The sequence below is a fragment of the Chryseobacterium sp. SIMBA_038 genome, from assembly GCF_046535115.1.
GTDB lineage: Bacteria > Bacteroidota > Bacteroidia > Flavobacteriales > Weeksellaceae > Chryseobacterium.
Genome location: NZ_JAWRXH010000007.1, coordinates 93,998 through 107,997, shown reverse-complemented (window position 1 = coordinate 107,997; position 14,000 = coordinate 93,998). Strand labels below are relative to the sequence as shown.

Below are 14,000 nucleotides of genomic sequence, written 5' to 3'. Positions count from 1 at the left end.
TTATATTCTTATATTATTTACGATTATTTTCTCAACTTACTAAACGAAAACATCAAATAAAACAAAAACGGCAGAATAAACAAAGATCCAAGCATCAAAGCCCAGCCTAATGCTGAAATCGTTTTTGGTGCGGCAACATGTTGTAGTAAAGAAAGATATTGTCCGTTTCCTAATAAAATAATATTCGGATTATGCTGATAAGTTGCGGCAACTAAGATCATAATGATCTGAAATCCAGCTAAAGCTCTTACAGGAAGTAGTTTTCTATTATTCATAGCACGTAAAATCAATCCTAAAGCAATAGTTGCAAAGAAAATTGCCATAATTCCTAAAGGTTTTGAAAAGACCCATGTAACCAAAGGAATTTTTGAAAGATAAGCTGTTAAAAATACCAATGTTCCTGTAATAACCACGAAGATCATGGTTTGCTTTGATTTTTTAATCATTAAACCTAATTCCAATCTGTCGGTTGTTTCTCTCAAAGAAAAAATAGACGCCAAATAAGCACAAAGTGAAACTGTAAATAATCCAACTGCGACTCCAAACCAATTCAACCAACTGAAAATATATAGATCTAAAAATGTTGTCGCATCAGGATTTATAGATCCCGAAACCGTTGCAGCGGCAATTAATCCCAAGAAAAAAGGAGTTAAAAGGCTCGCATAATAGAAGATCTGAGTGTATAAAACCTGCCAATTATCCTTCACCGCATCATAATGTCTGAAAGTAAAAGCTGTACCTCTTGCAATAATCCCTAAAAGCATTAAAACCAAAGGAATATGAAGGTAGGTCGACATTGTCGTATAAATCTCAGGAAACCCTACAAAAAGGATCACAATTGCGATAATCAGCCACATGTGATTGGCTTCCCAAACGGGTGCGATAGATTCATACATGATTTCCTTGGTTTTGTCGCGGGCTCTTTTTTTTGTGAAAAGTTCAACAATTCCGGCTCCGAAATCGGCACCTCCCAAAATCACATACAAGCAAATGGATAGCCAGAGAAAGCCTATAACTACGTAGATCATGATTTCATATTTTTATCGTTAAACTGAGCGTCTGTTGGGTCATATAATTTAGGAACCATGTGTATCTGTCTTCTCAAAAGGAAAATGATAATTAATGATAACGAAACGAAAATCGCGGTAAAAAAGTAAAAAGAATACTGAATTCCCGGCATTGGAGTAACAGCATCTACCGTTCTCATGATTCCGTAGATGATCCAGGGTTGTCGGCCAACTTCGGTTACCGTCCAGCCTGCTTCCAATGCGATATATCCGAAAGGTGTAGCAAAGAAAAATGTTTTTAATAACCAATTTTTCGTAAGCCATTCCTTTTTAAAGAACACTGCATATAAATAAACAGCTCCTATACATATCATCACAACTCCAAAAAATATCATGATCTGAAAAGCATAATGAACAACAGAGATTGGTGGCCATTCGTCTCTTGGGAAATCATTCAGACCTTTTACTTCATAATTAAAATCATTACTGACCAAAAAGCTTAATACTTTTGGAATTTTCAAAGCATATTTTACTTCGCCCTTTTCTTCATCAGGAATTCCGCCCAAAACAAAAGCTGCACCTTTTTCAGTTTCGAAATGGGCTTCCATTGCGGCTAATTTAATAGGTTGTCTTTCCGCAACAGATTTCGCAGCAACGTCACCGGTAAGGGGAGCACCGAAAGCACCAATCAATGCAAATCCAGCCGCAATTTTAAATGCCTTGGTATGAAATTCTACATTTTTCTTTTTCATGATTAAATAGGCATGAACTCCCGCTACCACAAATCCTGTCGCACAAAATGCCGCAACCGTCATGTGTAAAGCCTGCGGAAACCAAGCATCATTAAACATTGCTTTTATAGGGTCTATATTGACGTATTGTCCATTAATATAATCGAAACCGGACGGGGAATTCATCCACGCATTAGCCGCAACAACCAAAATTCCTGACGCTAAACCACTTAAGCCAACTAAAAATCCGCAAAACCAATGGAACCATTTATTAAATTTATCCCATCCATACAGGAAAAAACCAATAGCGATGGCTTCAATAAAAAAGGCAGTTCCTTCCAAAGAAAACGGCATTCCGAAGATCGGTCCGGCATGCTTCATAAATCCCGGCCATAGAAGTCCCAATTCAAAGGAAAGCATTGTTCCGGAAACAGCTCCGGTAGCAAATAAGATAGCAACTCCTTTACTCCAGGCTTTTGTAAGACCTTTATAGATTTCATTATTGGTTTTTAAGTATTTCCAGTGGGCAAAAGCCATTAAAAAAGGCATAACCATACCGACACAGGCAAAAACAATATGAAAACCTAAGGATATGGCCATTTGTGCACGAGCTGCAAGAAAATCGTCCATAATAATCAATTTTTGAGTAAATAAATTTAAGCATAAATTATTGATGTTTAATATGATTTAAAACAGTAAGGCCTGTCTGGAAATTGCTATAACTTTGTTTCTTTTCAATTTAAAATTCCAGGGCTGTTTATATTGGAAATCCTTACTTTTTTTGGCTCTTTTTAACTTTGATAAATCGAAAAAAATCACGATATTTGTAGGTCTTTGCATATAGCAAGATTTTAATATTTAATATGAGTCAAAAACAATATACAGCTAGCAGTATCCAAGCCTTAGAAGGGATGGAACACGTTCGACTAAGACCCTCTATGTACATTGGTGATGTAGGAGTAAGAGGTCTTCATCATTTGGTTTATGAAGTAGTAGATAACTCTATTGATGAGGCTTTAGCAGGATACTGTGATACTATTAAGGTAACAATTCATGATGGAGAAAGTATCTCTGTAAAAGATAACGGGAGAGGTATTCCTGTAGATTTCCACGAAAAGGAACAAAAATCTGCTCTGGAGGTTGTAATGACCAAAATTGGAGCAGGAGGAAAATTTGATAAAGATTCTTACAAGGTTTCCGGAGGTCTTCACGGAGTTGGGGTTTCTTGTGTGAACGCACTTTCAACTTTATTGGTGGCTACAGTAAGCCTTAACGGTAAATTGTATCAACAGAAATATTCAGAAGGTAAGGCATTGGCAGATGTTGCTGAGATAGGAACTACTGACGAAAGAGGAACAGATGTTTTTTTCCAGCCGGATGCTACGATTTTCCAGGAAACTGTTTACAACTATGATACTCTTGCAACGAGATTGAGAGAATTGGCTTTCCTTAATAAAGGAATCACAATCACTCTTATCGATGAAAGAGAGCCAAACGAAGACGGATCTTTCCCAACAGAAATTTTCCATTCAGAAGGTGGATTAAAAGAATTTGTAGAATATATCGATGGAAACCGTGAGTCTATTATGGAGCACGTTATTTTCATGGAAGCAGAAAGAGATGATATTCCTGTTGAGGTGGCGATGCGTTATAACACGTCATTCAGCGAAAATCTTCACTCTTATGTAAACAATATCAATACGCATGAAGGTGGTACTCACTTGGCAGGTTTCAGACGTGCTTTGACGAGAACTTTGAAGAAATATGCTGATGATTTGGGTATTCCTGCCAAAGAAAAAGTAGAAATTACCGGAGATGACTTCCGTGAAGGATTAACAGCCGTGATTTCTGTAAAAGTAATGGAACCTCAGTTTGAAGGTCAGACTAAAACTAAATTAGGGAACTCTGAAGTTTCCGGTGCGGTTGATAAAATTGTAGGGGAAATGCTTTCAAATTTCTTGGAAGAAAATCCTAACGAAGCAAAAATTATCGTTCAGAAAGTTGTTTTAGCAGCAAAAGCTAGACAGGCAGCGAAGAAAGCTCGTGAAATGGTTCAGAGAAAATCGCCAATGGGTGGTTCTGGACTTCCGGGGAAATTATCTGACTGTTCATCTAAAGACCCCGCAGAATCTGAACTATTCCTAGTGGAGGGAGATTCAGCAGGTGGAACTGCAAAACAAGGTAGAGACAGACATTTTCAGGCTATTTTACCTTTGAGAGGTAAGATCTTGAATGTTGAGAAATCTATGCTTCATAAAGTATACGATAACGAAGAAATCAAGAATATATATACTGCTCTTGGAGTTTCTGTAGGAACTGAAGAGGACAGTAAAGCCTTGAATATGGCTAAGTTAAGATACCACAAAGTTGTGATCATGACCGATGCCGATATTGACGGTTCTCACATTTCTACATTGATTCTTACATTCTTCTTTAGATTTATGAAAGAATTGATTGAGAATGGATACATTTATATTGCCCAACCTCCTTTATATTTATTGAAAAAAGGAAATAAAAAAGTATATGCTTATAACGAAAAAGAACGTGAAGAGTTTACTTTAGACATGTCTCCGGATGGTAAAGGTGTTGAGGTTCAACGTTATAAAGGTCTTGGGGAGATGAATCCTGAACAACTTTGGGAAACAACACTAAACCCTGAGCATAGAATCTTGAAGCAGGTAACGATTGATAACGCAGTTGAAGCAGACAGTGTATTCTCAATGTTGATGGGAGATGAAGTTCCGCCAAGAAGAGAATTCATCGAAAAGAATGCAAAATATGCTAAGATTGATGTATAATTGATCTTAATAATTTAAATAAATATTAAAAGACTTCAGAAATGAGGTCTTTTTTTATTTTGCGTTATAGATTTAAATCTATAATAAAATATTGCTTGTGGTATGATAGTAGCTTGGTTAAAGATGAAAAAATATAAATCTACAAATAATGAAAAAAACTTTTATGCTGGCCTTTGTTGTTAGCTTATTTTCGATTGCAAATGCACAAGTTGGTATTGATACACCCACGCCAAAAGCTTCTTTAGATGTTACGGGTAAACCTGCTAATTCCTCAAGCTTAGATGGGATTATTCCTCCGAGAATAACCGGAGATCAGTTGAGAGCTAAAACATATACTACTTCTCAGACGGGTGCACAAGTTTATGTTACTGCTGCAGACAGTGCGCCGGCAGGGCAAACTGTTAATGTAAGAAGTATAGGAAACTATTATTTTGACGGAAATGTCTGGAAATATATGCCAGGAACCGATAATACGCTGCCTAACGGAACGGGAAGTCTTGTTATGATCAATGGTGTAGTACAGGTTGCACAGGAAATGTCTATGAGATTGGCTAATGACTGGACAATACCAGTAAGTGCGAGCAATCCAGCTGGTGTTGGATCAACGAATCGAAATCCTATTGGTCAAATGACTGTTAAATTAATTGATAACTACAATACTTTTACGAGTACCGCAACTACCAATGCATTTACAGTGAAGAATGATGGTACATATTTGGTTGGTATGAATTTTCCAATACAAGTACAAAGCAATGGCCCATTAAATGGAAATTTATACTACGGAATATTTAATGTAACTGATAATACATGGGTCACCTTCGGTTTGGATACAGTGGTTAATTTATTAGATGGACAGGTAAAAAACTATAGTTATCTGGTATCTGTGGATTTATTAGCTTCTAAAACTTATTCGTTTTACATAGGTCAACAGACAAGTAATACTCCTGTTTTATTAATGAGAGGTTTATCAACCATAAATGGTAATAATTCATTAACCTTTTTCTCTGTAAAAAGATTGAAGTAATATATTTTAGATATTGATTAAAAAGACTTCAAAAGTGAAGTCTTTTTTATTTTGAAAATTTAATTTTAACATTTATTAAGATTTTGTTACTTTTGCATAATTTTAGTAACTATGATGAAAATACTTTGTATTGGGGCCTGTTCTATAGCTTCCCTTTACTACGCACAAACTTACCCTGCTTCGGCAATTCCTGAGAATTTAAAGAAAAATGCAGATGTTGTTGTCCGAAAAGACTTTACAACAATTCAGATCAATAAAATTGATGATATAAAATATCAGTATAATAGAGCTATAACGGTTCTTACTAAAGACGGAGACGAGAAAGCGGTTGTTAATATCGCGTACGAAAAAGGCGATCAGATCTCTGATGTTAAAGTAATTGTTTACGATGAATCCGGTAAGAAAATTAAATCATGCTCAAAGTCAGATTTTGGTGATTTTGCGAATAATTCGCAAGGCGTTTTCTATTCTGATGACCGATTTTTAAGCCTGACATACACTCCGGTTCAATATCCGTATACTATTGAATATTCTTACCAGATAAGTGATGAAAATACGATCTTCATTCCGGATTTTACACCTTTTTTAAGCACAAATACATCTGTTGAAGAAAAGCAGTTTAAGATTATTAATAAATCTGGGATCGATCTTAGAACAAAAATTTATCCTTCAAAATATAATTACACTTCAGTAATAGAAAATAATAATGGAACAGAAAAAGTGTATACTTATAAAAATGTTCCTGCAATTGATGAAATTAATCTATTGCCACAACCTGAAAAAATATTACCGAAAGTAAGTTTTTCATTAGCGAAATTTAATCTTGAGGGGAAGCAAGGAAATCTTACAACCTGGTCAGACTTCGGTTCATGGTATTACAAAAGTATCTTGCAGCCGGTTTCCGTTTCTACGCCAACTATTAAAGCTGAGATCGCAGGTCTTAATTTACAAGGTTCTACGGAAGAAAAGGTGAAAAAAATATATCAATATATGCAGGCAAAGACCAGATATATTGCGGTAGCTTTGGGTATTGGAGGTTGGCAGCCAATGACTCCTGATGAGGTTGATAAAAAAGGATACGGAGATTGTAAAGGTCTTACCAATTATATGAGAACTCTTTTAAATGAGGCGGGTATTCCGTCTTATTATTCGGTGATTAATTCTAGTCGTTCTGATATTTCTTTCGATCCTGATTTCCCAAAAATGGGAGGAAACCATGCTATTCTTATGGTTCCAACAGAAAAAGGAAATATTTGGCTTGAAAATACCTCTCAGCAGATAGCTTTCAATCATTTGAGTTATAGTACAACGGATAGAAATGTTCTTTCAATCAAAAAGGATGGAATTGAGCTTATCAATACTCCTATTTCTTCAGCAGAGAAAAATAGAGAAAAGCAGATTTTAAAAGTTAAGCTTAATGAAGATAACAGCTTAACGGGCATAGGTGAATTTACTTATACAGGAAGTCAGTATGATTATAACATGGGGTTTGCTAGTTTATCCCCAAAAGAGAAGAATGAAGCAATAAAAAAACAATTAGATGTTTTGAATTGCGAGAAAATAGAAATGAAAAACTTCGTTAACGATCGTGATAATGCTTCGGCAACCTATAATGTTGATTTTAAAGCTAATAATTATTCTAAAAACGCAGGAAGTAGTGTGATTTTCCGAGCGGTACCAATATTTACAAACAGTATTTACAAAACAGAAGAAAATAGGGAACTGCCTTTTGAAATCGGACAATCTTTTGAAGATGAATATGAAATTAATTTTACGATTCCGAACAGCTTTAAAATAGAAGAAGTTCCTAATGATGTAAACCTTATTTCTGAATTCGGAACGTACAAATTAAACTTTGTGAAAAATGGATCTGAGCTGAAAGTTAGCAGAAAAATCCGTGTCAATAAAGGTGTTTTTCCAAAAGAGAAGTACAACGATTATATGAATTTCAGAAAAAAAACAATAAGTAACGATAACTCAAAAATTCTAATTACTAAGATCTAAACATGAAAAAAATATTCTTAATTGCTTTTTGCTCAATAAATTTTGTTTTTATTGATGCTCAAAAGCGTGAATTTCTAGACCCTCCAAAGTTCAATGATGCAGATTTATCAAAGCAAAAGTCGGCTTTAGACGAAAATGCTCCTGCAGAAATTTTATACAAATCTCATCATTTTATGATTGATGCTTCCACTGGAGATCTTCATAAAAAAGCTTTTTATAGAGTAAAGATCTATGATAAAGATAAGGCTGAAGATTGGTTGAATCTTGAAATTCCACTTTACAAAAACGGAAGCAGCGAAGAAAGACTGAATAAAATAAAAGCATTTACTTATAATTTAGAGAACGGAGTTGTTGTACCAATTAAAGTTGAAAAAAGTTCTAAATATAAAAGTAAAGAAAGCAAATATCTTACAATCAATAAATTTGCATTTCCAAACGTTAAAAATGGCTCTGTGATTGAGTATCAGTATGAAGTTATTTCACCATTTTTGTTTGCCATCCCGGAAGTATTGATAGAAGGTGATACGCCTTCAATGTATACAGAATATGTTTTGGATAATCCTTTAAATATTTCGTATAACATCAATTACACAGGTTCTTTGACTCCAAAATATAGAATTGTTGAAGATAAAAACTTATACGGAACTCAATATAAAACGTACAGATTTGGATATGAGAATTTGAAAGGTTTTAAGGCTGAAAAATTTGTTAAAAATGACAGAAATTACAGAACAAAATTAAGCGCAGAATTAAACTCTACGAATTTTAGTCAATTAAAACTTTATTCTTCATCTTGGGAGCAGATCAAAGACAGATTATATGAGAATGAAGATTTCGGTGGAGAGCTTAAAAGATCAAAACTGGCAAAAGAAAACATGCCAGCCGGAATTTCAAACTTAAAAAACGATACAGAAAAAGCAGATGCTATTTTTAATTATGTAAAAAATACTTTTACATGGAATAACGACAGAGGTATTTACACAGAAGATGGAATCAAAAAACTTTTAGAAACCAAAACAGGAAACGCCGCAGAAATCAATCTTTTTCTGGTTATGATGCTTCGTGAAGCGGGAATTAAAGCAGATCCGGTTCTTATTTCTACGGTAAATAACGGGTTGATTAACCTTACGTCTCCCAATGTTTCCAATATGAATTTTGTTATCGTTGCTATCGAAGCAAAAGATGGTTTACATATTTATGATGCTACCGCTAAACAATCTTCGATGGATCAGTTACCTCCAAGAGACTGGAATAATTTCGGGATCTTACTGACAAAAGACAAGGTAAAACAAATACAAATGGTAAACGCTAAACCTAGTTTTACTTACCTTACAGCCAACGCGAAGATCAATGAAGATGGGAGTATTTCGGGAACATATTCTGATAAAGATACCGGAACTTATGCGATGTTTGCAAAGGAAAGTTATGATGATAATAGTGATAAATATAAAAAACAGTACAAAGAAAATTTTGCAATAGATTTTACAGGAATTGATTCTAAAGTACTTGAAAGCGGTGATTTTGAAAGTACTATGAAATTCTCTTCAGATAATCTTATTGATAGAGTCGGGAAGAAAATGATCATCAATCCGATGTTGTTTTTAAACAAAAACTCCAATGAATTTGATCAGACGGAAGAAAGAAAATACACAATTGACTTTATTTCTCCTTATACAAAAGTGAAAAAAGTTGTCTTAGAAATTCCTGAAGGATATACAATTGAAGAACTTCCTAAAAGCAAGAAAATCGTTACCGAAGACAAGGAAATTGCATACAGTTATGTGATTGAACAAAAAGGAAATACGCTTGAAATTATCTCAACAACAACTGTTAAAAGTGCAGATTATCCTAAAGATTATTACCCTGCATTTAAGCAAATTTGGGGTGTAGCTTCAAAAAGTGAAAATCAGGTTATAAGCTTGGTGAAAAAATAGAATATTGATATTCAGTGTTTTAACTGATGTTTGATTTAAATATTGAATATATTTTTAAAATAATCATAAAACCATTCATTTTTTGAATGGTTTTTGTATTTAATAGGAAAATTGAAATATGAAAAATACAATTGCTGTCTTAGCATTATCTTCTTTCTTTATTTTTTCGGCTTGTAAGAAAACGGAAACAACGAATACTGCAGGCGAAAAAACAGAAGTTCCTCAACCAGAAAAATTTACTGTAGATTCTGTAAAAGTAAATGATTCCATTAAGCTTAGTGATTCTTTACAGTTAAAATACACTTCAAAAATGCTGATTTTCCCTTCAATTAAGGATGAGAAGTTACTAGACAGTATTTATTTTGCAAATAAAAATATAAGCGATTTCTCTAAAAATGGAATTGAAACTTTACTGAAAAAAGAGAAAGACGAATTTTATAATTCAATTAAAAAAGACTCAAAAGACTTTATTTCTGACATAACATATTCTCAGGAATGGTATACAAGCTCTTCTATGAATATTAAATCTAATGTAAATGATTTCATGCATATAGAATACACCTGGGGTTCATACGAAGGTGGGGCGCACGATAATTATGGCTTTAATGAAAGAGTTTTTGATCTAAAAAACAATAAAAAAGTTGAACTGAAAGATATTACTTCAATGTCAAAAAATAAGCTTGAGGCATTATTAATGAAGAATATCAATAAAATAAACAGTGGAACAACGGATGAAAACGGGAAAGTGAATAATTCTGAAATGCTTTTAGTAGATGTAATTCCAGCTACAAATAATTTCTATTTTGATGATAAAAACCTGTATTTCCATTACAGTCCATACGAAATAACAGCATTTGCGGCGGGAGATATTATCATCCCGATTTCATGGGCAGAGTTGAACGGAACTTTAAATCCGGAATTCAAAAATAGAATGAAAATTAAATAATATCAAAGCTTCCTTTACAGGGAGCTTTTTTTCTTTGGAACATTTTTTGACCTATAGAAGCAAACACAGATGTATGAAAAATGCAGGTATTATTTTGAGCACTTTACTATTTTTAATGTTTTTCTCCTGTAAAGAGATTGGCTTTAAAAATAAACATATACAGACTTCTATTCCTGTAAATTTTACTATTGATTCTGTTATTGAAGAAGATTTTACAAAGCTTCTTGACTCAATTACAGTGAAATATTCTTCACAATTATTAGTTTTTCCGACTTTAAAAGATCAAAAACTACTTCATTCTATTTATGCAAAAGATGATATTCAAGACTTTTCCAAAGAAGGTCTCAAAAAATATCTGGAAGCAAAAAAGAACGAATTATATTCAAAAATTAATAGCTCGAATAAGTTAATTCATCTAAAACAACTTCAAAAGTGGGAAAAAACTTCTCAAATGAATCTTAAATTCAATAAAAATGAATATTTGCACATCCAATACTATGAAAGTCTGTTCGTTGGAGGAACCTGCAATTATTATAATTATTCTGAAAAGGTTTTTGACCTCATGGATAATAAAAAACTGACACTTCACGATATTACATCTATTTCGGAAGACAAACTATCTGAAATATTAGGTGTTAATATCAATAAAACGACCATGATGCAGCAGATGAAAAAATATGATGTTGTGGAATATAATGCGCTGTTGGCAGAGAAGATTCCGATAGCGAAAAATTTTTATTTCGATGAAAATAATCTGTATTTTCACTATAATAAAGATGAAATTAAAAAAGGATATTCAATCGGTGATATTATAATTCCTGTTTCCTGGAATGATTTAGATGGAACTTTGAACCTCGAGTTTAAAGACCGAATGAATATCAAATAAATGTTATTATTGAATTATAATTAAATAATTTTAAAATACTTCCCAATAACAGCACAATTTTTTACTTTTGTACCAATGGAAAAAGTAGCTTTTATCATCAATCCTTTTTCGGCCAAGAAAAACTATCAGCCATTTCTCAATGAACTGATAAAAAAGGTTGGAAATCCGCTGTATTATGTTTCAGAATCTATTCAGGGAACGGATGATTTTATTCAAAATAACTTTGATAAAGTCGATATTTTTGTGGCAATCGGTGGTGATGGTACAATCTCTACGGTAGCAAAAAATCTTATAAGTACAGAAAAAATTCTGGCTATTTTCCCAGCAGGTTCAGGAAACGGGTTTTCCAATGAAACAAAATTCAGTAAAAATTTAGATGAGCTTTTAGAGAAAATTAAAGTTAAGAATTCCAGAAAAATAGATACATTCACGGTTAACGAAAGGCTTTCTATCAATGTTTCAGGAACAGGTTTCGATGGAAAAGTGGTGAAGGAATTTGAAAAAACCGATCGTGGATTCAAAAATTACATTAAAGTTTCGCTTAAAACTTTCTTTAATTACAAACCAATCAAGGTTAAATTTATAGATGAAAAATATCAGCAGTATAACGGAAAATATCTAATGCTGAATATTGCCAACACCCGTCAGTTCGGAAATAATGCCTATATTGCTCCAAACGCGAGCAAAAGTGATGGTCTGGTAGATATGGTTTTGGTTAAAAAATTTCCGCTGACCTATTCGGCTCTTTTCGCTTTCCGAATGTTTACAAAAAGATTAAAAGACGACAGTTATGTAACTTATCTTCCTGTTTCAGAAATTGAATTCAAAGTAAATACCAAAAATTGGCATTTGGACGGAGAATTCAACAAAATAAAGTCGCCAATTCACGTGAAAGTTCAGCCTTCGAGCTTGAATATTTTGGTGTAGGTCATTGCGAGGAGCGAAGCGACGAAGCAATCTTAACTAAAAAACAGTTTTTAAGCTTAAATTTTCTTAAAGTTTTAACAGAAAATTGAAATATTGAGATTTATTTAAGTTGTTAAGATTATTAAGAGATTGCTTCGTCGCTTCGCTCCTCGCAATGACGCGAATAATTGAAATGACGGCAAATGCCCTAGCCCCGATTGCAACGACATCCTTTTTCTGAAAATGGCTTTGAAAAAAAGCGGAGGCGAAAAAGATATAGTGGAAAGCGGGATTAAGCTCCTAAAAAATCAAACCTCTAATTTCTTCTCAATTTCATTCGGATGATCAAGGCAATATTGTAGCTGATCTTTATCCAACTGCTTTTCCCAATTGGCGACTACTACAGTGGCTACGGAATTTCCGATAACGTTCGTTAAAGCACGGCATTCGCTCATGAATTTATCAATTCCAAGAATCAAAGTCATTCCCGCAATCGGAATTTCAGGAACTACGGCTAATGTTGCTGCTAAAGTCACAAATCCTGCTCCCGTAACTCCTGCGGCTCCTTTTGAACTTAACATCGCGACTAAAAGTAAGATTAATTGTTTCTCAATTGAAAGATCAATATTTAAAGCCTGTGCAATAAATAATGAAGCTAAGGTCATGTAAATATTGGTTCCATCAAGATTGAAAGAATAACCGGTCGGCACCACCAAACCTACGATTGCTCTTGAACATCCAGCCTTTTCAAGCTTTTCCATAATTCCAGGAAGTGCTGATTCTGAAGAACTTGTTCCTAAGACCAAAAGCAGTTCTTCTTTCAGATAATACATCAATTTGAAAATACTGAAACCATTGTACCACGCTACAGCTCCCAAAACCAAAATAACGAAAAGGGCAGAAGTAATATAGAAGGTTCCGACTAAGAATATTAAGTTTAAAACAGAATGTAATCCATATTTTCCGATAGTAAAAGCCATTGCTCCGAAAGCTCCGATTGGTGCTAATTTCATCAGCATATGAACAATTTTAAAGATAGGAGTAGAAAGATCTTGTAAAAAATCTGTTATTTTCTGGCTTTTTTCTTTGGTTAAAACTAAGGCTGTTCCCATTAAAATAGCAACCAAAAGAACCTGTAAAATATTTTCCCCAACCAACGGACTGAACAAAGTTTCAGGGATAATATTCATCATGAATCCCGTTAAAGTCGTTTCATGAGCCTTTTGCTGATATTGTGAAACGTCGCCTGATAGAGTAGCGGGGTCAATATTTAAACCATGTCCCGGCTGTAAAATATTTCCAACAATTAAACCGATAATTAAAGCTAAAGTTGAAAAAGTAAAGAAATAAATCATTGCTTTTACGGCAATTCTTCCCACTTTTTTCAAATCTGTCATGTGCGCGATTCCTAAGGTTAGCGTGATGAAAATTACGGGAGCAATAATCATTTTCACTAATTTAATGAATCCGTCGCCCAAAGGTTTCATTTTCTCACCCAATTCGGGATAGAATCTGCCTAAAAGAATACCTGCAATTATTGCGATAATGACCTGAAAATAAAGTTGCTGATAGATTTTTTTTGCTTTCAAAAGGAAAAGTTTATGATTTTAAAGGTTGAAAATTAAGGAAATTTATCTTTACAGATGATAAAAGTCATGAAAAGTTTCGGCGGGGCTGAAAGCCCCGCCGAAACTGATTGCAATAATTTTGAATCTTATAATTAGACCTTATAGGTTTTTAAAACCTATAAGGTTTGATATCATT

10 protein-coding genes are annotated in these 14,000 nt (G+C 33.8%); 7 read left to right on the top strand and 3 right to left on the bottom strand.

Annotated elements, in window-relative coordinates; genetic code table 11:
• Positions 1-23: 23 nt before the first annotated feature.
• Both SB689_RS18020 and SB689_RS18015 read right to left on the bottom strand, forming a co-directional pair.
• Positions 24-1,028, bottom strand: coding sequence for a cytochrome d ubiquinol oxidase subunit II (locus tag SB689_RS18020; protein WP_410693484.1), 1,005 nt, complete (start codon positions 1,026-1,028; stop codon positions 24-26).
• Positions 1,025-2,368: a cytochrome ubiquinol oxidase subunit I gene (locus tag SB689_RS18015; protein WP_410693483.1), complete on the bottom strand. Its 1,344-nt coding sequence runs from the start codon at positions 2,366-2,368 to the stop codon at positions 1,025-1,027. The genes SB689_RS18020 and SB689_RS18015 overlap by 4 nt, the downstream gene beginning before the upstream one ends.
• A gap of 233 nt (positions 2,369-2,601) precedes the next feature.
• Between SB689_RS18015 and gyrB the strand changes: the two genes are divergently transcribed.
• The 7 genes from gyrB to SB689_RS17980 all read left to right on the top strand — a co-directional run bounded on the left by gyrB (position 2,602) and on the right by SB689_RS17980 (position 12,257).
• The gene (gene gyrB, locus SB689_RS18010) at positions 2,602-4,536 is read left to right on the top strand and encodes a DNA topoisomerase (ATP-hydrolyzing) subunit B (RefSeq protein WP_410693482.1); all 1,935 of its coding nucleotides are present in this window, start codon (positions 2,602-2,604) and stop codon (positions 4,534-4,536) included.
• Between the two features lie 148 nt (positions 4,537-4,684).
• Positions 4,685-5,560, top strand: a complete 876-nt coding sequence (locus SB689_RS18005; RefSeq protein ID WP_410693481.1) for a hypothetical protein — start codon at positions 4,685-4,687, stop codon at positions 5,558-5,560.
• A gap of 111 nt (positions 5,561-5,671) precedes the next feature.
• A complete protein-coding gene (locus SB689_RS18000; RefSeq protein WP_410693480.1) occupies positions 5,672-7,564 on the top strand; it encodes a DUF3857 domain-containing protein in 1,893 nt (630 codons plus the stop codon).
• 2 nt (positions 7,565-7,566) lie between these two features.
• Complete coding sequence (locus SB689_RS17995) at positions 7,567-9,498, top strand: transglutaminase-like domain-containing protein (RefSeq protein WP_410693479.1); 1,932 nt, start codon at positions 7,567-7,569, stop codon at positions 9,496-9,498.
• A 118-nt stretch (positions 9,499-9,616) separates the two neighbouring features.
• The gene (locus SB689_RS17990; protein WP_410693478.1) at positions 9,617-10,444 is read left to right on the top strand and encodes an RsiV family protein; all 828 of its coding nucleotides are present in this window, start codon (positions 9,617-9,619) and stop codon (positions 10,442-10,444) included.
• A 73-nt stretch (positions 10,445-10,517) separates the two neighbouring features.
• Positions 10,518-11,330 (top strand): DUF3298 domain-containing protein, encoded by an 813-nt coding sequence (locus tag SB689_RS17985; RefSeq protein ID WP_410693477.1) that lies wholly within the window; start codon positions 10,518-10,520, stop codon positions 11,328-11,330.
• A gap of 75 nt (positions 11,331-11,405) precedes the next feature.
• The gene (locus SB689_RS17980) at positions 11,406-12,257 is read left to right on the top strand and encodes a diacylglycerol/lipid kinase family protein (protein ID WP_410693476.1); all 852 of its coding nucleotides are present in this window, start codon (positions 11,406-11,408) and stop codon (positions 12,255-12,257) included.
• A gap of 287 nt (positions 12,258-12,544) precedes the next feature.
• Here the strand turns inward: SB689_RS17980 and SB689_RS17975 are convergent, their stop codons facing one another.
• The gene (locus SB689_RS17975; protein WP_410693475.1) at positions 12,545-13,825 is read right to left on the bottom strand and encodes a dicarboxylate/amino acid:cation symporter; all 1,281 of its coding nucleotides are present in this window, start codon (positions 13,823-13,825) and stop codon (positions 12,545-12,547) included.
• Positions 13,826-14,000: the final 175 nt, after the last annotated feature.

Coding starts and splice junctions, on each gene's coding strand:
- SB689_RS18020 (WP_410693484.1), bottom strand. CDS start 1,028: ATGATCTACGTAGTTATAGGCTTTCTCTGGCTATCCATTTGCTTGTAT.
- SB689_RS18015 (WP_410693483.1), bottom strand. CDS start 2,368: ATGGACGATTTTCTTGCAGCTCGTGCACAAATGGCCATATCCTTAGGT.
- gyrB (WP_410693482.1), top strand. CDS start 2,602: ATGAGTCAAAAACAATATACAGCTAGCAGTATCCAAGCCTTAGAAGGG.
- SB689_RS18005 (WP_410693481.1), top strand. CDS start 4,685: ATGAAAAAAACTTTTATGCTGGCCTTTGTTGTTAGCTTATTTTCGATT.
- SB689_RS18000 (WP_410693480.1), top strand. CDS start 5,672: ATGATGAAAATACTTTGTATTGGGGCCTGTTCTATAGCTTCCCTTTAC.
- SB689_RS17995 (WP_410693479.1), top strand. CDS start 7,567: ATGAAAAAAATATTCTTAATTGCTTTTTGCTCAATAAATTTTGTTTTT.
- SB689_RS17990 (WP_410693478.1), top strand. CDS start 9,617: ATGAAAAATACAATTGCTGTCTTAGCATTATCTTCTTTCTTTATTTTT.
- SB689_RS17985 (WP_410693477.1), top strand. CDS start 10,518: ATGAAAAATGCAGGTATTATTTTGAGCACTTTACTATTTTTAATGTTT.
- SB689_RS17980 (WP_410693476.1), top strand. CDS start 11,406: ATGGAAAAAGTAGCTTTTATCATCAATCCTTTTTCGGCCAAGAAAAAC.